Annotated in this window: 20 protein-coding genes and 4 pseudogenes; 1 reads left to right on the forward strand and 23 read right to left on the reverse strand. The window is 34.7% G+C overall.

The features are described 5' to 3' along the window. Positions 1-547: 547 nt before the first annotated feature. From HMPREF9965_RS05425 to HMPREF9965_RS05520, 22 genes and pseudogenes are all read right to left on the reverse strand, one after another. Positions 548-2368, reverse strand: coding sequence for an SAG1250 family conjugative relaxase (locus HMPREF9965_RS05425; RefSeq protein ID WP_000237142.1), 1821 nt, complete (start codon positions 2366-2368; stop codon positions 548-550). Further along, positions 2355-2720, reverse strand: coding sequence for a MobC family plasmid mobilization relaxosome protein (locus tag HMPREF9965_RS05430; protein WP_000431636.1), 366 nt, complete (start codon positions 2718-2720; stop codon positions 2355-2357). Before HMPREF9965_RS05430 ends, HMPREF9965_RS05425 begins: the two co-directional genes overlap by 14 nt. Positions 2721-2724: 4 nt before the next feature. Next, positions 2725-3081 carry an SAG1252 family conjugative relaxosome accessory protein gene (locus HMPREF9965_RS05435; RefSeq protein WP_000003751.1) on the reverse strand — a complete coding sequence of 119 codons (357 nt, stop codon included), beginning with the start codon at positions 3079-3081 and terminating at the stop codon, positions 2725-2727. Positions 3082-3372: 291 nt separating this feature from the next. After that, complete coding sequence (locus HMPREF9965_RS05440; RefSeq protein WP_001080188.1) at positions 3373-3663, reverse strand: DUF5960 family protein; 291 nt, start codon at positions 3661-3663, stop codon at positions 3373-3375. Next, positions 3653-4018: a hypothetical protein gene (locus HMPREF9965_RS05445; RefSeq protein ID WP_000981956.1), complete on the reverse strand. Its 366-nt coding sequence runs from the start codon at positions 4016-4018 to the stop codon at positions 3653-3655. Before HMPREF9965_RS05445 ends, HMPREF9965_RS05440 begins: the two co-directional genes overlap by 11 nt. Beyond that, on the reverse strand, positions 4015-5430 hold the full coding sequence (locus HMPREF9965_RS05450; RefSeq protein ID WP_000219658.1) for a Y-family DNA polymerase: 1416 nt from the start codon (positions 5428-5430) through the stop codon (positions 4015-4017). Before HMPREF9965_RS05450 ends, HMPREF9965_RS05445 begins: the two co-directional genes overlap by 4 nt. A 2-nt stretch (positions 5431-5432) precedes the next feature. Continuing rightward, positions 5433-6115 (reverse strand): annotated as a pseudogene (locus HMPREF9965_RS05455) (S24 family peptidase). A 324-nt stretch (positions 6116-6439) separates the two neighbouring features. Continuing rightward, a complete protein-coding gene (locus HMPREF9965_RS12990; protein ID WP_373852502.1) occupies positions 6440-6508 on the reverse strand; it encodes a Maff2 family mobile element protein in 69 nt (22 codons plus the stop codon). Positions 6509-6805: 297 nt separating this feature from the next. Next, positions 6806-7951, reverse strand: coding sequence for a low temperature requirement protein A (locus tag HMPREF9965_RS05460; protein ID WP_000209242.1), 1146 nt, complete (start codon positions 7949-7951; stop codon positions 6806-6808). Positions 7952-8179: 228 nt separating this feature from the next. Continuing rightward, positions 8180-8919 (reverse strand): annotated as a pseudogene (locus tag HMPREF9965_RS05465) (response regulator transcription factor). A gap of 33 nt (positions 8920-8952) precedes the next feature. Beyond that, positions 8953-9261 carry a LytTR family transcriptional regulator DNA-binding domain-containing protein gene (locus HMPREF9965_RS0102285; RefSeq protein WP_000656274.1) on the reverse strand — a complete coding sequence of 103 codons (309 nt, stop codon included), beginning with the start codon at positions 9259-9261 and terminating at the stop codon, positions 8953-8955. A 452-nt stretch (positions 9262-9713) separates the two neighbouring features. Next, positions 9714-11990: an ATP-binding cassette domain-containing protein gene (locus HMPREF9965_RS05470; RefSeq protein WP_000401875.1), complete on the reverse strand. Its 2277-nt coding sequence runs from the start codon at positions 11988-11990 to the stop codon at positions 9714-9716. Continuing rightward, on the reverse strand, positions 11990-12460 hold the full coding sequence (locus HMPREF9965_RS05475) for a MarR family transcriptional regulator (protein ID WP_000447038.1): 471 nt from the start codon (positions 12458-12460) through the stop codon (positions 11990-11992). Before HMPREF9965_RS05475 ends, HMPREF9965_RS05470 begins: the two co-directional genes overlap by 1 nt. 162 nt (positions 12461-12622) lie before the next feature. Continuing rightward, a pseudogene (locus HMPREF9965_RS05480) lies at positions 12623-13012 on the reverse strand (replication initiation factor domain-containing protein); the annotation flags it as partial. Positions 13013-13014: 2 nt separating this feature from the next. Then, positions 13015-13446, reverse strand: coding sequence for a hypothetical protein (locus HMPREF9965_RS05485; protein WP_025169729.1), 432 nt, complete (start codon positions 13444-13446; stop codon positions 13015-13017). A 218-nt stretch (positions 13447-13664) separates the two neighbouring features. Beyond that, on the reverse strand, positions 13665-14435 hold the full coding sequence (pezT, locus tag HMPREF9965_RS05490) for a type II toxin-antitoxin system toxin PezT (RefSeq protein WP_000405379.1): 771 nt from the start codon (positions 14433-14435) through the stop codon (positions 13665-13667). Further along, complete coding sequence (gene pezA / locus HMPREF9965_RS05495) at positions 14435-14911, reverse strand: type II toxin-antitoxin system antitoxin PezA (protein WP_000579611.1); 477 nt, start codon at positions 14909-14911, stop codon at positions 14435-14437. Before pezA ends, pezT begins: the two co-directional genes overlap by 1 nt. Before the next feature lie 67 nt (positions 14912-14978). Further along, positions 14979-15251: a hypothetical protein gene (locus HMPREF9965_RS05500; RefSeq protein ID WP_000494444.1), complete on the reverse strand. Its 273-nt coding sequence runs from the start codon at positions 15249-15251 to the stop codon at positions 14979-14981. Positions 15252-15288: 37 nt separating this feature from the next. Beyond that, complete coding sequence (locus HMPREF9965_RS05505) at positions 15289-15672, reverse strand: DUF5945 family protein (protein WP_000159211.1); 384 nt, start codon at positions 15670-15672, stop codon at positions 15289-15291. Next, complete coding sequence (locus HMPREF9965_RS05510) at positions 15669-15902, reverse strand: DUF5965 family protein (RefSeq protein WP_000152420.1); 234 nt, start codon at positions 15900-15902, stop codon at positions 15669-15671. The genes HMPREF9965_RS05505 and HMPREF9965_RS05510 overlap by 4 nt, the downstream gene beginning before the upstream one ends. A 50-nt stretch (positions 15903-15952) precedes the next feature. Continuing rightward, positions 15953-17034: pseudogene (locus HMPREF9965_RS13335) on the reverse strand (DNA primase). A gap of 9 nt (positions 17035-17043) precedes the next feature. Next, on the reverse strand, positions 17044-17685 hold the full coding sequence (locus tag HMPREF9965_RS05520) for a hypothetical protein (protein WP_000933081.1): 642 nt from the start codon (positions 17683-17685) through the stop codon (positions 17044-17046). Between the two features lie 159 nt (positions 17686-17844). Here HMPREF9965_RS05520 and HMPREF9965_RS12745 point away from each other — a divergent pair, with 159 nt between their 5' ends. After that, on the forward strand, positions 17845-18042 hold the full coding sequence (locus HMPREF9965_RS12745) for a hypothetical protein (protein WP_001841477.1): 198 nt from the start codon (positions 17845-17847) through the stop codon (positions 18040-18042). Between the two features lie 13 nt (positions 18043-18055). On the opposite strand, the gene HMPREF9965_RS0102300 is transcribed toward HMPREF9965_RS12745, so the two are convergent. Continuing rightward, a complete protein-coding gene (locus tag HMPREF9965_RS0102300) occupies positions 18056-18352 on the reverse strand; it encodes a DUF5966 family protein (protein WP_000998886.1) in 297 nt (98 codons plus the stop codon). Positions 18353-18364: the final 12 nt, after the last annotated feature.

The raw sequence follows: 18364 nt of genomic DNA on the forward strand, positions 1-18364 counted from the left end.
AATTATGAGTTACTAATATCAATTTACAAAAATGAAGATTTTAGTTCTTCAGATTATTTGTATGGCTATATTAGAGTGAAATATAACCATGCACATTACTTACTCGGAGAAGAAAAAAAATAGAAGCTGTAGCAGAGGCTCTAGAAACCATAGAAATTTGTAAAAATTGGCAAACAACCTATCAATTAGCACCTTTATTAATATTACTGGGTAATGCTGGAGAAGATATTATCGGTAAAGAACAAATGATTGAATACTATAAAGATGCCAAAGATTTATGCAGGATATTCGAAAATAAACTGATGTACATACAAATAGAAAATTATTTAAACGAATTAACATCCTCTTAATAGTTTCCAATATCTACAAATTAAACACCGTGCATTTCCCTACTATATTATCAAGTATACCAATACTTTGAGACAATAATTCTTATTAAGATGGTAATCAAGTTAAGATTGCTGTCTTATTTTAGAAGTCTGATACAGTTTTTTTGATTATACTCACCACATTGTTTTTGGAAATGTGCTAGATTTTTAAATATTACCTAAATATCTCTACTCTCTTGATATGCTAATCCTTCTTTAGTCAAATGTTTTACAAACTTATCCAGTTTAAACACCACCTTTTCATACCTAGCACTTTCTAATGCCAGCTGATTACCTAGCTCCTTCAGCTCCTTCTCAACAACATCAATACTAATTTCCTTGGTTATATTCAGTTTTGAAAGATTCAATTTCATCGCTTGCTTGTTTTCAATTGAATCCAGTAAATATTCTGCTACTTGATTTAAGATTGACATTCGTTTTTGCAAGAGATTGATTTTCAATTCAGACTGAGCTAGTTCATACACCAGTTCGTCTTTAATCGCAACATAAGATTTATTTCCCACATCCAGTTTAATCAAAGCATCCACTTCTGTAATCTTCTCTTTAATCATATCGACTGTCATCTTTCTACGGAATGGAATGGATTGATTTTCAGAACTGAACTGTCTAATCAAGTTTCGCCCTTTCATATAGCGATTTTTCTCGGCAGCGTCTTTGTGGTAGACATAGTAGGAGCTGGTCTCCCTGATGAAAACCTTCACCTTTTCCTCTTCAATATCAAGTTGCATATTGGGTACAAAGATAAGTCCCTCCTGACAAATACCAAACTTGACCTTGATATAAATACCATCATTCACTACTTTTTCGATCTGATTGAGATTCAATTCCACTTCAAACTCATGAACAGCATCTCTGTTACTCTTAAACTCATGATAGGACTCCCAGAATTTCTCTACCGTTGGGAGTTCTTTTTCTTTGGAGAATTTCTCTTCTTGATAAACTTGAACTAAATCCTCACCTTCTGGTGACTGCCAATCTTTTCTATTCTCAAAATAACCTTGGAAAAATTCGACATCATAAAGATTTTTCTGGTTTAGCTCAGTCTCCTTCACCTCCACTCCTGCAAATTGAAAAAAAACATGCTTTTGCTTGGGAGTGATAGTTAGTCCAAAGAGTTTTGCCTTCTGAAGTAAATCATCTACATTCTCAACTTTTGGTAAGAGAAATTCCATGAGGATTTCCATTTCTCTTTTAGCAAAGTATTGCTTGAAAAATTCTTCTGTGTAAGGTTGCTTGCGATTGAGTTTATTTCCTCGCATCACCTGTTTCATAGTTGAGTCCGTCATGAAAAAGGTCGCATGCTTGTGACTGAAATCCATTTCCACATGTAGTAACGGAGCCTTCTTTTTGAAATCGTCAAAGTCTCTAGAATATTCCATCAAAAAATAGAGTCGCTGCTTAATCTCATACTTGTGATTGGTCTTGCGATAGACTTCATACTGCTGGTGAGAATAGCGGTTCTCAATGATTTTAGCACCAGCAATTTTAGAAAAACGGTCAGAAATCATGCGAAGGTTTTGCTCCACTTTATAATCCCACTTAAGTTTTTTGTCTGAATTGCTATCTACTGAATTGATGATAATATGATTATGCAGATGACCTTTATCAACATGGGTCGCAACGATAAAACGAAATTTTCCACCCGTCAGCTCCTTCATGGCCTCATAGCCAATCTGATTAACTTGTTCTGGAGTGAGATGATCCTCTGGAGAGAAAGACTGAATGATGTGGTGAGCATGAATTTTTCTCTGATTCTCCTCCTGTCTGTCATGGCGAAAATCGTAAAGCGTATCGTTGCTAATGAAATTTTCCTGATACATCTGCACCATCTCTTCGTAACTGGGAAAATCCAAAAAATTTCGCATGCCGTAGTCCGACACCAAGGCAAGGTTCTTAGTTTTTTCAGGATTGAGGATATACTTGATAAGTTTTCTGCGGTAACTCTTGCCGTGAATGGCAAAGTGTTTAGTGATAACCATGAAACTCCCTCAACTTTTTAGCTTGAATACTAAACTCTTTCTCTACCTCTCTTATCAATTCGGAGATTCCTTTTTTCAAGTTCTTCAATTCATCATTTGAAATTAACTGAGATTGGTTTACACTTCGGGCAATCTGGTTAATATTGTTGCCAATCCTCTTCAACTCAAACACCAAATCTTGATAACCAGTTGTATCAATGGTGATGAAATTCATACCAGGATCGAGTAGAGTTCGTCGAGCATATTCTGAAAAAGATTGACAACCGCTTTGGTCGATACAATGTTTCAACTGACCCAATTCGCTATCAGATAGGAAAACTTTCTTTAGATTAGTTCGGTAACGATTTTCCATGTTCCTACCCCATGTATTTTTTACGGAAGTCTTGACTAAGAGGAATGGAGTTCCCTATTTCTTGAATCAATTCCTGAACGCAGGTTAAGAGAATGGATACATGTTCTTGGGTGACTTGATGTTCTGCCCTTGATAAGATTAAAATCTCATAAATATCACGACTGATTTGTTCTAGCTTTTGAGATTGCCAGAAAGTGAACCACTTTTCAGCAGTCATTTCAAACTCTTCCACCAGTAACTTATCTCTAGCAAATGGAGAGAAGTGTTCAAATCCCTTCTTTTTCATCATCATCTCAATCATTTCTAGTTCATTTGCGGTTAAATTAACTTCTTTGCGAATGTCTCTGTATTGTTCTGACATACTATTTCCTCACTTTCATGCATGGTCGTACGATCCCCGACCCCGTGTCAATCACGGGAAACTTGCAAAATCAAAATTCAGCATTCTGTATGGCTTTGCGAGCTCAGATATTGTGTCCACAATATCTCAAAAATCATATCGCCTGCCATTTCAAACCTCACGGTTCAAAAAACAAGCGATATGAAAATGTGGTGGTACGCCCCCAAACCCCCAAGATAAATCTAAATTAAAAAAAGTATAACAAATATTTTTTGATAAAATTATCACAGAAAAAAGAGCCTTGTCGGACTCTTACAAACTAAAACAATGTCTTTGATATTCATACTGCCTAATCCCACTACTATCTTTGTTCATCTTGATAGAAAAAACAAAGTAATGATCACGATTATCTAAAGATTTACTTTTATTAAGTTTAAAATAATGTTTTTGAGACATAGCCATTGTACGTAAAATATCATCAGTGATAAATGTTAATGGTATGTCTAAAGCAGAATACTTGTAAAAATCTGACTCAAACCGTAAATAAGAATCAGAAAAATAATCTAGCTGCAATTTATCATCATATAATTCTTTACGATTCATATAAATCTACCCCTTCTATCTGTATATCGAGTATATCTTCCCATTTTAAGCGAAAAAAACCAAAGTCTGATTTAATGGATATAGACTCTCTCCCCATCTCTTTAACAATACCCGAGACTACTTTTCTTCTATTTGAGAGCTTACAAACAAAAGTTGCTGGGAATGCATTCGTATAAAGTTGACGAACAAATAGAACTTTCTCTTCCGTTGATAGGGAAATGGAGATATCTTCTCTATTTTTTTCTTCCCAAAGAGAACTTGAATGTTCTGACAAAAAGAATCCCAACCACTTAGCCATCCCACGGTCTTGATACTCTCTTGCAGACAAAAAAGGTAAATAAGAACGATTCATCATTTTAGTCCATCTAATCCTCCAGCTGAATGACCACCAATGAGTTTACTTCTTGCAATTGTTCTGGAAGCCTGATCCAGGGCATTCCCTTTCAATAATGAAGTAAAACCAAATTCTGTTCGAATAGCATCGATTGCGGACTGGAGCCTTTCTTCTTTTTCTATTTTCTCAACTTCATCAAATAATGAAATCAATCCAAATGATTCATCTACTAAACCTGAATAGCTCACTGCAACACTTCTGATAGCTCCTGAAGTATATTTAGTGTGAAATAACTTTAAAACATAGTTTGTCAGTAGTGCTGTTTGATTAGTTGGTTCAATCTTCATTTGAGTATGAATAGATCGTTTCTGTTCCACTTTAGAATACCCTAAGTGTATAGAAACTACAGTTGCTTTCTTACCAGCTCTTCTCAATCTAACAGCAACTTGTTCTGCCATCTCACGAAGTATGATCTCAATATCTCTTTGTTTGACATAATCTCTAGGTAAAACTTGAGAGTTCCCTATCCCTTTTGACTTTGGCTTATAAGGTTTATGAACATTACTTTCATCAATCCCATTAGCATGAAACCATAACTCTAAGCCCATGATACCAAGCTCTTTTTTAATCAAGTCAGGATTAGCTTGTGCCAATTCTTTAATCGAAAAGATGCCTAAACTATGTAATCTTTTCTCCATACGATTCCCAATTCCCCAGAAATCTGTCATTTTAGGGATAGACCATACTTTCTTTTCAACATCTTCATAGGACCAATTGGCTCTCATTGTCGGAGTCTTTTTAGCTTCATTATCTAGTGCTAACTTCGCTAATAAGGGATTGGCATTAGACATACCTACCGTTGAATAAATTCCTGTTTTTCTCCAAATCTTTTTTTGAATAGCAGCTGAGATGATGTCTAACTTATCTTTTCGACTAATACTTTTATCAGGCACAAAATAATTTAATGAACTGGTTAAATCTATAAATCCTTCATCAATTGAGTAGGGATAAATATCGTCTGGTGCTGCAAAATCTTGAAAGATTTTTTGAATCTCCATATTGACTGCAATATAAGTATCCATTCTCGGAGGAACAATCACAGTTGATTTTGCCCATTCCTCTATATAGTGAACATAGTCTATCGTTGTCGGTAACCCTTGCTTTCTAGCATTATAGTAAGAGAACTTTCTAGTCTTTACATCAAATGGTAAATCATAGGAACGTCCAACATTTGATTTCCCAAATACCTTCTTAAACATAGGAGAGGAAGCAAGGATTAACCCAGCAGAATTATCTGCTCGACTCATAACACAAAGTGAAGTCTTAAGTGGATGCAGGCCTCTATCTACACACTCTACACTTGCGTAAAAAGATTTCATATCAATAAAGGCAATATCGCTTTTAGGTTCGAGACTATAATCAAACCAAGTCATACTCAGTCCTCTAAAGGCATAAAGTTTCCAACAATTTTCCCTATGATACGAGGATTCTCATCATAAGGCGCAAACTTATCTGAATAGTTCCGATTGAGTGAAACTAAACGTAGCCCATTTTCTTCACGATACACTTTCTTGATATAGGTTTGACCATCCCAATCTATGGCATAGATAGCTCCATCATAATCAAATCCTGTTTGCTTAATAAGGGCTACAGAACCATTTTCATATGTTGGTTCCATCGAATTACCAAACACCCATGATGCAAAGTCATAATCAAATTGGTGATTAAAGTAAACTGTATCGTAATTACCATCATCAAAATAAGCTGTTCCTGTACCAGCTGATAATTTTTCGTAGACCTTATAAGCAAAACGCTCAGGAATGTCTACAACCTTCTCATTCTGTTTGTTCAACAATTCTGTAGCATAATGAAGTGTCGCTTTTTGATTCTTTTCCGTTAGTTTGAGATAAGTTTCAACTATTTCATACTCTGATTCAAAATAGCAAGGGTCGACAGTTAAAATCTGGCTCAACTTACTTAGATTATTTTGATTCGGTTTTGTTTTACCTGATTCCCAATTAAAGTATGAGACTCTACTGATTCCCAAACTGGATGCAAGTTGTGATTGCGATAACCCTTGACTTTCTCTTTTTCTTTTAATTTAGTAGGTGAAAACATTTGTTCTCCTTTTTGTAAGTTTATTAACTAACAAAAGAATACCATAGCTTGTTGAAAAAATCAAGAGTTTAATAACCCCCAAGTTCTAATTCCGAGAATACATTTGAAATAAAAAAGAATGCTGACAAATCAACATTCTTTTTATGTTCACTTTGATAAACATTATAAAATTTGTCTGTTTAGCTACCAAAAAGCTACCAATAGATTTGTAATTTTAAATAAATAAATTAGTAGTACTATATTTAAATACCTAGTTATCTAAAAGAATAAATTTACTAGATTAGTAAATTAAATTAGACTTTGTCAGTAATGACGTTACTCTCCTTACTTCAATACATTTGAAAGTAATGGGATTAGTTTTAAGCCGATTAGAACGATGCCTCCACCATGAATTTGTAAGAACTTTTCATATTGAAAATAAACAAAAGTGTTGAAATATAGCTGATTTTAGGGAAATACTTTTAGGTGTTTTCACTGTCAGGCTTTAAAAACGTGGCAAAAGTGGGGCAAAAACGAATGACTCACATTTGGTTTGAAAATCTATAATACCTAATGATTATGCCATACTAGATATATAGTGTTGTTATAAATAAATGTCAGTGCGAGTTCAAATCGGAGGATAAAATGGAAAAACAAATTAATGAAAAAAAAGCCTTGGAAAACCAAGGCTTTTTTAATGCTATAAACTCATTAAAAGAACCCCCAGTTAGATTTGGAATATTTTTTATTCTGTGTCACATAAAAATAAATAAAATGAATGGCTATAGCTAGAGTAAAAATGGTTGCAATACTCAACACTGTTATAGGATTAGAAGCGAAAAGCAAAGAGAGAATCAAGGCAGCCAGATAGAGTGTCGCTTGAGCACAGTAGTAACTTCTCGGATAGCGAAGATAGTTTTTGTTATAGGGCCCATTTGCTAGGACAGCAGCTTGGAAGAGGCCAATTCCGATATAAAAGAAGCTGATTGCAACGAGAAGATTAGCCTCGGGATTCAGGAGATAACCCATCGAAACTGTCATCAACATAAGCCCGATGAAAATAGGATAGTGACTATAAATTACAAATAATCCCTTTTGACTAGATCCTTCATCAATAGCATGGTCAAATTCGCCAAAATAAAACAAGAACAGGGAAAGCATGATAACGAAATTGAGAACCGAATAAATCGAGAAATTCTCGACTGTAAAGAAGCTAGCTAGCCCAACAACCATCTCTCCAAACGTAATAATCACAAGAAGGGAGACGCGCTCGATTAAATGGGGAAGATTTACCTGGAAATGCTCATCTTTAGTAATCAAGAAAATTGGCACAATAAATGTTAGCAGAATACTAGCAATAAAGATATAGACTCCAACGTAAATAGGAAAAAGAGCTGCCAGATAGACTCCTAAACTTCCTAGACCTGTTAACCATAGAAAACCTTTGATACTTTCCCGATCAGTATTATCGGTTGATTTTCTAAAAAATTCAACCAAATATTGAAAAAATAAGGTAAGGGTCAATGTACCAACAGCCCAACAGGTATAATAGAACCATTGTTGCCAATTGTATCCAATCATATTGGACATAAAGAGCATAAGTCCCATGTTGATAAACATGATTACCATGTTAAATAACGAGTTTGTTCCATAGCGATTGGTATAAATGGTTTGAATCATCCAGGAATTGATGATAACCATGACAGAGATGAAGAAATCAAGTAAAGAATCCCAAGCCACAACACCGCTATGAAGAGGGTGAATTAAAGCAGTTGCTTTTGAAATTGCAAAAACAAACACTAGGTCATAAAATAGTTCTGAAAATTCTACACGTTTATGCTTAATAAGAGTTGTCATATTAATACCTTTCTACTTTAGAAATACAATACATTATAACAGAAAATGGTAATGAAAGAAAAGGATATGCTTAAATAATTTCATGTGGCGCGAATTGTAAAAACCTTGGAGCACATTTACCTCACGTACCAGCTTACAGGCGGAGTGTTTGATGATTGATAATGAAGAATAAGATTATACAATAAAAAAACACCTATAATATCTAGTAAAAATATCATCTAAATCTCCTTAGTCATGAAGTCTTTCTACAACTTTCAAGAGTGAACGAATTTTTAACCTAGAGACAATACAAGAAGACCCGTTTTGAAAATGAACTACCCGATTTTCTTTATCAATTAAAGATATATTATAAGGATTTACGATAAACGATCTATGACATTGAAATAAACGTGGTTCCTGTTCAATAATTTCAGATAATTGCCCATAGAATTCAACTATGTCACTTTTTGAATAAAGAGTCAATTTATGAGCAATTGTCGATGTTTCAATGTACAATAAATCTTTAAAAGGCACTTGAATTTGAGCTTTGAATCCTGTAAATATAAAAGAGTCCCCAGATACTGTTCTTCCTTGATTATCGCTAACACTTGAAATAACATTTTCAATTCGTTTAATAAATAATGGTTCAGGTAATTCTTTATCAATGAAATCAATAGCTGATACTAAATATTCAAAAGATACAGGCATAAACTCAGAATGTGATGTTACAAAAGCAATCACTGCTTGAGAATCAAGTTTTCTAATTTCTCTAGCAACGTCTAGTCCTCTTTTGTCATCATCTTTTATTTCAATATCAAGAAAAATAAATGATGACTTCCTCTCTCTGAAATGTCCTCTAAAAGCTGTTGAGGTTTTCCATAAACCTCAAAATGCCTATACTCAAACTTACTATCAACCAAAATTTTTTTGACAATATTTTCAATTCTAGTCTGTTGTAAAAAATTATCTTCTAGTATAAAAATATTCACTATTTCACTCTTATATATTTTTCCACTGATTTTTTAATATTGTAAAGTGTCTTTAGAACAAGCAATGTCTGATACACTATCATCCAGAAACATAATCGTTCTTGTCTCATGGTTAAATCCTGTTATTTTATCTTTATTCACAAGAAACTTTCTATGGCATCTAATAAGTTCTTCTGTACTTTCTGCTTCAATTTTAGATAGTGAGGTTGAAGCTTTAAAATTCCCTTCGGCTGTTACAAAAAGAACAGCATGAGCTTTTGTTGGGTGAGTTGTAACAAAATAAATTTTAGAGAGTGGTACCTTTACTATAGCTCTATCTTGATATAAAATGTAGTCTTTCATATTTAGCCTCCTTCAATCAGTTTAATCTTATCAGAATGATGGAAATTAAATTATAAAAATCTCAAATGGTTTCTATACTATCTCAAATGGTGGAAATTTTCTTAATTTAGACATTTCATGATGAAATAGATACTTTTTAGTATCTCAATAATACTAATCTTTCTTCATTTGATAAACTATTATAATATGAAAGGAAAGCTATGAAGGTAATTCAAATTTTACACTATTCTTTATTTGGATATATTTTATCTCTGTATTTTAAATATTATTTCTTTAAAAAAACATTCAAAAATACAAAATTTTTACAAGGGCATAAGATTAACTACAAATATAAATCTTCTACTTATCAGAAGTTAAGTAAGACAATATACCAAAAGCCTATGAAATCAACGTTTCTAGGCTTTTTTGTTTTTATAATGTGGTTTTGTCTGATTAGAAGCAATTGACGTATTTTAACTGAAATTTAAAATTTCTTTCAAATATTTCCCCGTTTGAGACTCTTCACAACTGATAATATCTCTTGGTTTGCCTTCGAATAAAATATAACCCCCATTCTTTCCGCCCTCGGGTCCTAAATCAATTATCCAATCAGCTTGAGCAATAAGTTCTAAGCGATGTTCAATCATCACAACCGTATTCCCTTGATTGACGAGGCGTCTTAGTAAACTAAGCAGTTGTTCAACATCCTTACCATGCAGACCTGTGCTTGGTTCGTCGAGAACAAAGATTTGTCCTGACTCTTGTAACTTACTAGCTAACTTAACTCGTTGCACTTCTCCACCTGACAAGGTACTTGTGGGCTGACCTAAAGTCAGATAATCTAAGCCAACTTCCTTCATGACTGACAGAGATTGACAAATCTTATCGTTCGAAGAAAAAACTGTTAATGCTTCTTCGACAGTTAGATTCAAAATCTCTTCAATTGTGAAATTCTGATAACGATAGCTGAGCGCTTTAGGATTATAACGGTGACCCCCGCACTCCTCACAAACGACCTCAACTGAATCCGCAAAAGCCATGTCATAAACGATTTTTCCAGTTCCCTTGCAAATTGGACAAGCACCTTTTGAATTATAGCTAAACCAACTAGGGGTTACATTGTTGGCTTTGGCAAATAATTTTCGAATTTCATCCATTATTCCTAAGTAAGTTGCTGGTGTGGAACGAATGGAGGTACCAATAGGTTTTTGATCGATGATAATGGCATCTGGGTAATTTTCGATAAATTCGACACCAATCAGAGAGCTCTTCCCTGAACCCGCGACACCCGTTACTGCGGTCAAGATTCCCTTAGGGATTTTTGTATTAACCTGTTTAAGATTATTTGCAGTAGCATCTTTGATGGCAAAATATTCTGTCCAAGCTAGTGGGTCTTGATTCAGTCTAAGTGGTTGTTTTAGGACACGGGTTGTGAAGGTGTCAGCTTTTTGCAACTCTACAAGACTTCCTTGAAAAATTAGCCTACCGCCTTCCCGACCAGCCAATGGTCCCAATTCAATGACTTCATCCGCTAAAGCTAACATTTGTCGGCTATGTTCCACAACCAAAATATTGTTGTGCTTATCTCTTAAATCCAACAAGAGCTGACCGATTTTCTCGGCATCATGAGGGTGCAGACCTGCAGTCGGTTCATCAAAAACGTAGTTGACATTACTTAGGCTGGAACCAATGTGTCGCACCAACTTGACCCGTTGTATCTCACCACCTGATAAGGTTTCTGTCTTCCGAGACAAAGATAAATAACCAATCCCAACTGTCTCCATCCGCTTAATAGCATACTTGATTTGTGCAACTAATGATTGACCTAAAGGACTATCAACTTCTTCAAGTAAAGGCAAGAGTTCACTGACTGATAAGTTCATATAGTCAACAATATTATGCCCGTTTATCTTAGAAGCTAAGGCCTTGGGGTTTAGTCCCGAGCCTTCACAACTGGCACAAGGTACCTGAATGACAAGAGATAGCACTTCTTCTTGCAATGATTTTTTCAGCTTAGAAATATCCCTTTTCAGATAGAGGCGGTAGAAACGCGGAATTACACCTTCATAGTCAACACGGTCCACACTCCCCGTATTATTAGAACGAAATTCAACCTTGACTATTTCATCGCTTCCTTCTCGCAAAATCTGCCATTCTTCCTCAGAAAAATCAGCTAACTTTTTATCTGCATCAAGTAAAGGATTATTTTTGTAAAGATAAGCCTGCCAGCCACTCGAAAATTGACTAAAATTAATAGCACCTTCATTCAATGATTTTGTGGTATCAAAAATCTTATCCTCAATTAACTGATAAACCTTCCCAATCCCAGTACAAATAGGACACATCCCTGCAGGATGATTGAAAGAATAAGCCATTGAGCCACCCGCACTCGGTTGACCAACCCGTGAAAACAGCAGACGAATAAGCGGAGCAATGTCCATAGCCGTCCCGACTGTTGAACGAGTATTAGTCCTTAAAGCTTTCTGATTGACAACGATAGATGGGGGTAAATTTTTAATTTCGTCTACGTGAGGACGCTCATAGTGAGGTAGCTTGTTCCGTAAAAAGAGAGGATAACTATCCTGCCACTGTCTACTACTTTCTCTTGCTAGCGTATCAAAGACAAGGGAAGACTTCCCCGAACCTGAAACACCTGCAAAAACCACTAGCTTATTCTTAGGAATCGTCACATCAAAGTCTTTTAGATTGTGCTCTTTAGCACCAAAAATTTCAATACTATCTATTTCCATCAATTATTCTCCATATTGTCAGTTAAAGTTAACAGCTCAGCTTTAGTAAATTCATTCTTCACAAGAGTTAGATATTTTCCTTGAAGTTCAACATATTTTTGCATATCCTCTTGCCCCATGCCCCTTATTGCTTCTTTTTCTGCTTCCACTATTTTAGCAACGGTCATCTCTATATAAGTTTTGCCTTTTTCAGTCAAGGACAATTTCTTACTCTTACGAGAACTTGGTAGTGGCGTCACCCTTACATATTGGTCAGCACTCAACTTTTTTACCGAAGAGTGAATGGTTTGTTTTGGGAACATCATCTGTTCAACCAAGTCCTGCTGAGTGATATCACCACTATTTACTAATAAAAAATAACAGACCCACACGCTACTCTCAGATAGCCCAAAATTCTTAGCCATGACACGATAAAGAGATGAGAATTCTTTCTCTTGTACTGATAATTGCTTTATAAAATCTGTTTCCAAAATAATTCCTTACATCTCTTTTAGTCTGATTTCGGATTAAATTATATCCTAAAAAAATATCTATGTCAAATAGAGAAGGAGGCAGTATCCTCCTTTCAACACTTAGTTCTTATTATTAATCAACTTTTCCAGCCTTTCTACAGCTCCTCTCATGGTGTCTTTTTGCTTTTTACAATAACTATAAATAAGCGGGACGGATAGGCTATCATCAAAAATATCATTGGCGATATCTAGTCTTGTAAAGTTACTATGGCATTCAGAAATGCGTTTCATCAGGGTTACCCAGTTATTGACATTGCTTTTCATGTATTCTTCATACTGACGGCACCCCTGCCCTCTCAGTTCGATAAAAACTCCCATTTTTGATTCCCAGTCTTTATTGAAGTTAACCTTTATCTCTGAGAAGGCATAATGCCTTTGGTACTTGTTTATCCCCCATTCATTGAGAACAAACTTATCTTTAGGAAGAATGAGGATTTTCTCAATGACATCATCTGGAGCTAAGCATTTAATCGTTACGGCTAAGTAGTCTAACATCACTGAGTTATCCATGTCTAGGCTCCAATAAATTTAATATCAGTTGCCACTAGTTTTAAGCCTCCCCAATTTCCACCACCATTATTATTAGCTCGCCAACTAAGGTGGACTTCTGGATTGACAAGTTCTACTACAAGTGAGTTCAGCTCATCCTTTTCAACGGATTTAGCCAACTTGTCAAGATTGTCTACAATCTCCAAGCGAATACCCTTGAGGTCATCAAGGGAATAGCCCAGGTCTTTCAAGGCTTGGATTTTGTCTGTATCTTGTACAGAGCAAGTAATTTTAGCTACTTCATCTGTCGCAATGCTTTCGCCATTGACATTTTTATAGACTGGTGCAACTCGTGAAGAAAGGATGGTCACTTTCTTTGGAATGTCAAATTGTGATTTATCCAATTTCAAGTCGCCAACTTTTATAGTTTCGTCTGTTAAGTTAAATTTTGTCAGTCTTCTTTTTCTGAGTTATTAAAATTGATTAGAACTTTTGAGGCTGGGCAAAATCTTAATTCCTGAAGAAAATGGAGTAAATCTTCCCACAAGAAAACGCATAATATCAAGCTTTTTCAACACCTGATACTATGCGTTTTTTTTGATTTTAAAAACTTTTCGCCCAGCTCAAACAACTAACAAAAATTATAAGTATAGTTTATTTTATAATTTGAGATCTAACAATCATTTCGATTCGTTAAATCTTTCAATCTTTCTTCTCCAGATTTAAGCATCTCTTTCTCAACTTGATTCCATTCTCCAAATAGTAAATCATGAAGAACGGTTGCTGCTGAAGTTGTATTTTCTTTTGAATCATATACACAACTTCTATCTCGTTGGTAAATTTGAATTCTTTCAAAGATAGCTAGTTCTTCCAATTGTCGTGTATTATCAACTAGATGATTTACAATGAAATCATGATGTTCTTTTGGAGTTGCGCGTGCTTGATTTGGATTGATAGCGTACAGTTCTTCGTATCGGATAAGAGTGCTCAGATAGGACAGCTTAGGCTTGGTCGCAATCAAGGATAATTGTACTTCATATCCCCTATTTTTCAATAGTTGTGCTGTTTTCTTTGGAACGTCAACTGTTCGTAAAGTTCCCTCTATCAAAAGATTGTATTCCAAATGACTCAATTCTCTTACTAAAAACTCTACCATTTTTCCCGCAAAATCTTTGGTGTATTCAACGCTATCTTTGCCATATTCTCGCTGCAGTTCTAAATAGTGTGGATGCTGAGAACGAAAACTATCACCATCTATGATAACAATATTTCCTTGAAATTCTTTCTGTTTAATACGATGAATTGTAGTCTTACCGGCACCACTTTGCCCTCCAAGCAAAATCGCTATAGGTTGCTTACTGGACTTTTTTCCTCTTGTCAGTGAGCGAAGGTTTCGCTCTAAAGCATGTTTGAATTCACTATCGGTATAATCTTGGATTTCCATTAGGCTGCCATCCGTTTTTCAGATATCTCTAACATACGTTCAATTCCATCCAAATAGCCACTATATCTCTCTATTTCATCAAAAGTTTCTACTAAATAGATATTCGTATGAATCAAGTCAGATAGATCGTCACTCATTAAAATCCAAGGATTAGATTCATCATCAATGCTAATTCCCTGACTATCTTGATAACGATAGAGTCGAGATAATAGATGAGCACCTCTTTCTTTCACAATTTCAATTTTTAAAGTCAATTCATAATCTTCAACAGGATTGAGCATTTTATCTTCTCCTACAATATCGACATAAGATACATTAAACTTCTGGCAGATGATGTCTATTAGTTCCGTAGAGACTGAACTAGTTCCATTTTCATAACGACTCAAGCTATTTCGAGAAATTCCTATAATTCGTGCAAATTCGGGTTGTGTTAAGTCATGTGTTTTACGTAAGGATTTTATGTTCTTTCCGATCATGGCTCTCTCCTTTATTTTTATAATTCAATTATAGCATAAAAAAGCATAACGCACCAATTTTGGTGCGTTATTGATTATTTTTCCTAAATCTCTCTAAATTCTTCTCCAATTGTTCCTTATGAAGTTGATTCTTAGCTTCCTTTAATGTGTCGTCCAAAGTTTCTTCTCTGTAAGTTGATTCTGTTTTTAGTTGTTCTGATTCTTGATCTGGAGTGAAAATGATATCTAACAGTCGATCTATTTTTTTAAGATCTTGGATAGACATATCAGATAGTCTATGAATTAGCTTCTTAAATACATCACTATTGTCTTGGTTTTTCTTAAAAAGTTTTGTAAACATCTATAACCTCTCAAAAAAAGCAGCCTATCAGGACTGCTTAGTGTAATTCCGAAATCGCATCATAAATGGACTGCAATTTCTTATTTTCTTTATTCTTTGTGTCAATCAACGTATGTAGATCTTCAATTTTCTTTTGACTACTTTGAATATCGCTATTGTTATCTGCAATAAGTCTTTTAAGATGTTGCTGATAACTTGTAGTGATATCTGTCTCTTTTCCTGTTCTAACCTCTGTAACTTTGGGTTTAGAACTAGGATTTGATTCCGTCACAGGTGCTTGTTTACGCTTTTGAAAAGCTGCTTCATAATTTACATCATTACCTCCTTGATGATTTCCAAATAAGGCCGCAATTTTATCTGGATCTTCTTGATTTTCTGATTTACTTTCTAATGGTTGATTAAAATTCCAATCTTTTGTCATTCACTCATTTCCTCCTTTCTAAATTCAGAATCATCGAATTGTCTTTCTTTACCAAAAGCATGATCAAGAGCTTCTTCAAAACTCATGTGACTAATGCTTTGACGCCTTTTGAACGTCGCAAACATCGCTGTCTCTAGTTGCTCTTTGTAAGCAGCGAGTTTTTCTGTCTCTCTTGCTACCTTACTTTCTTGCCTAGTGACCTTTTCTTCTAAGCGTTCAATAATGGTCATATACGATCCTCCTTCATTCTAATATTAGCTAAAACATCTTGATTTTGTTATCACAATTCTAAACATTGAGAGGTTTGTCTTACTGGTTGATTCCTCAATGAATCTTTTGCATTCTCGATCATCAATTGTAAATCTGATTTCTTTTCTCGAAGAATATCGTTCCAGTCTCTTTTTTCTTTCCCATATTCATTATCAGGTAAATCCAGTAAAACAGGAAATCCTGATCTAGATAACTTATCAGAAAAATCTTTACCTGCATCATCACAATCTACTGCCAGTGTCAATAAATCAGGATGATTATCAAAATAGCTGGTGGTATCACGAATTGTATTGATCAAAGGCAATAACTTTGAAGGTATTACTGTATCTAAAAATTCCAACTTCTGATTTTCTTCAGCTATCAGTCGTAAAGTTTGATAAGCAACAACAGACCTTTTTAATCCCTCCATAGATACCAAACGAACATCAGTTAGACTTTGTTGATGAAGTTCGTAATAGCTCATCAAGTCGATAAACGATTCACAAAAGACCAGTTTGGTTTACCAATGTCAAAGGATATTCCAATATGTCCATAGCTTCCTTTTAGAATCGTTTTTAACCTCTCTCTAGAAAGAGCGGGATTCTTATAAATCCCTTGTAAGCTTGCTGCCTGCAGTTTGTGACGATGATCAAAGCTTTTAAAAACAATAATAGGTTCAACAGTTTCATTTGTTTTCCAACTGGCTTGTGCCATCAAACCTTGTTGAATCATCTTTTGTATGATTTCTTCTGAGATTCCTCTACATTCTGTTAAATAATATCTGGCCAGACTACAGTTAGAATCTTCTACTCTCTTTAAAGGATAATAAAATGGTCTCTCTCTTTTTTCTTGAACAGCTTCTTTTTGAAAAGGTTCTTCAGAAAGAAAAGCTAGAGCTTCTTTAAAAGAAATTCCCTTAACAAGTCGAACAAAATCAATGACATCACCTTGAATATCTCTTGAAAACCATTTAAAAGTATTGGTAGTTGAAAAAATCCGAAATGAATCGTGTTCAGGATGTTCATAGACACTGCTCGAAACTTGTTTAAAGGAGATACCTAAACGATTGGCTACATCAAGAATTGAAATTTGCTTACATTCTTCTATTTCCATGCAATATCATCATTTTGTTGTAGTATTTGGCAGTGATGGAACAGATGAGGATTCTTCCAAAGTTTTGAGAGTGGCCTTATCCAAATCATCTAATCCAGATTTCCAAACCTGTACTTGGTTGACCAATAACTTACCAGGTAGTTTAGAATAGGATAACTTAACTGTTCTGGTTTCTGTCTGATTAGTCTTTGATTGGTTGGCATTCTTTAAATCAGATACATAGGTTACATTATAAGAGACCATGGCAATAGCTTGATTCGTAGTCTGATTGACAAAGATATCAGCTTTTTCAAAATGATAATCCAAAATATAATCCTTATACACTTGGTTCATGGCATCATTTTGACTTGACAATTCTTGAGAATAAGCCGATTCAGTCATATAAGGTTGAATACGTGTATTATTTTCACCGAGCTTTTCTTTCGTATAGTACTGAGTCAAAAATTCTTTTACAGTATCCGATGACAAAATGCTGGCTTTATCTTCTGCTTGTTTGTCCTCTACAAGTTTAGCTGCAGCCAATTCGATTTCTTTGCGACTTTGTTTAGCAGTAGAATGTTGACCAGCAGTATATCCCATCATGAGAATAAAGCTAGTTGCAGCCACTGCTCCAACACTAATTAAGGCTTTAGTTTTGACTTTATTTAACATCTTAGACCTTCTTTCTATAAAAACTAGGTCAAGAATAACAAAAAGAACTTGTAAGTTTTATCACATCACAACAAAAGGTAATTCCTACATTTCAGGCGCAAAATCGTACAGTTCAGAGAAAAATATCAAAATTAGCTGTCTTCAGTTTATAATATAAATATGAACAAATTAAAAGAAGAAAATTTGAGAAGAGCTCTTTCTCATATTGAACGCCATAAACAAGCCATAAATACAAGTAATAATAGCGAGGATAATGATTTTCATAAATTATTACTCCAATTTAGCTATGATGTATATGAAAGAATCAAGGCAAATAAAAAACCTTATCCGAATTTAGATTCAGATAAAGTCTTTTGACTATCTAGAAAGTTCACATTTTTTTCTTATTTATGGAGTTAATGAAGCGCCAACTGAATCCTAGAACCAACATCAGATTGATGAGAAGGTACACAGACGTAAAACTAGCTAAACCATGTTGTCTGATATCATCAAAATATAAACTAGGTTCAGTAAAGAACAAATAAATTCCATAGACCTCCACGAAAATAAGAAAACTGATAAAACCAATAAGGAAAAGTCCACTGGCAATAAGAAAGAGTCTCCATAAAAGAATGAGAATTCCTCCTACTGCAAAAAAAATTACTGGGATAAGGAGTAAATCATTCATGACTTTCTCCTT

Source organism: Streptococcus mitis bv. 2 str. SK95, assembly GCF_000222705.1.
Lineage (GTDB): Bacteria > Bacillota > Bacilli > Lactobacillales > Streptococcaceae > Streptococcus > Streptococcus mitis_AY.

What these genes read in the sequence shown, in the direction of transcription:
- pezT (WP_000405379.1), bottom strand. Translation starts at nt 14,435, where the DNA reads ATGGAAATCCAAGATTATACCGATAGTGAATTCAAACATGCTTTAGAG.
- HMPREF9965_RS05470 (WP_000401875.1), bottom strand. Translation starts at nt 11,990, where the DNA reads ATGGAAATAGATAGTATTGAAATTTTTGGTGCTAAAGAGCACAATCTA.
- HMPREF9965_RS05425 (WP_000237142.1), bottom strand. Translation starts at nt 2,368, where the DNA reads ATGGTTATCACTAAACACTTTGCCATTCACGGCAAGAGTTACCGCAGA.
- HMPREF9965_RS05445 (WP_000981956.1), bottom strand. Translation starts at nt 4,018, where the DNA reads ATGATGAATCGTTCTTATTTACCTTTTTTGTCTGCAAGAGAGTATCAA.
- HMPREF9965_RS0102300 (WP_000998886.1), bottom strand. Translation starts at nt 18,352, where the DNA reads ATGAATGATTTACTCCTTATCCCAGTAATTTTTTTTGCAGTAGGAGGA.
- pezA (WP_000579611.1), bottom strand. Translation starts at nt 14,911, where the DNA reads ATGATCGGAAAGAACATAAAATCCTTACGTAAAACACATGACTTAACA.
- HMPREF9965_RS05460 (WP_000209242.1), bottom strand. Translation starts at nt 7,951, where the DNA reads ATGACAACTCTTATTAAGCATAAACGTGTAGAATTTTCAGAACTATTT.
- HMPREF9965_RS05450 (WP_000219658.1), bottom strand. Translation starts at nt 5,430, where the DNA reads ATGACTTGGTTTGATTATAGTCTCGAACCTAAAAGCGATATTGCCTTT.
- HMPREF9965_RS05510 (WP_000152420.1), bottom strand. Translation starts at nt 15,902, where the DNA reads ATGACCATTATTGAACGCTTAGAAGAAAAGGTCACTAGGCAAGAAAGT.
- HMPREF9965_RS05520 (WP_000933081.1), bottom strand. Translation starts at nt 17,685, where the DNA reads ATGTTAAATAAAGTCAAAACTAAAGCCTTAATTAGTGTTGGAGCAGTG.
- HMPREF9965_RS05435 (WP_000003751.1), bottom strand. Translation starts at nt 3,081, where the DNA reads ATGTCAGAACAATACAGAGACATTCGCAAAGAAGTTAATTTAACCGCA.
- HMPREF9965_RS05440 (WP_001080188.1), bottom strand. Translation starts at nt 3,663, where the DNA reads ATGAATCGTAAAGAATTATATGATGATAAATTGCAGCTAGATTATTTT.
- HMPREF9965_RS05430 (WP_000431636.1), bottom strand. Translation starts at nt 2,720, where the DNA reads ATGGAAAATCGTTACCGAACTAATCTAAAGAAAGTTTTCCTATCTGAT.
- HMPREF9965_RS05500 (WP_000494444.1), bottom strand. Translation starts at nt 15,251, where the DNA reads ATGTTTACAAAACTTTTTAAGAAAAACCAAGACAATAGTGATGTATTT.
- HMPREF9965_RS05505 (WP_000159211.1), bottom strand. Translation starts at nt 15,672, where the DNA reads ATGACAAAAGATTGGAATTTTAATCAACCATTAGAAAGTAAATCAGAA.
- HMPREF9965_RS12745 (WP_001841477.1), top strand. Translation starts at nt 17,845, where the DNA reads ATGAACAAATTAAAAGAAGAAAATTTGAGAAGAGCTCTTTCTCATATT.
- HMPREF9965_RS0102285 (WP_000656274.1), bottom strand. Translation starts at nt 9,261, where the DNA reads ATGAAAGACTACATTTTATATCAAGATAGAGCTATAGTAAAGGTACCA.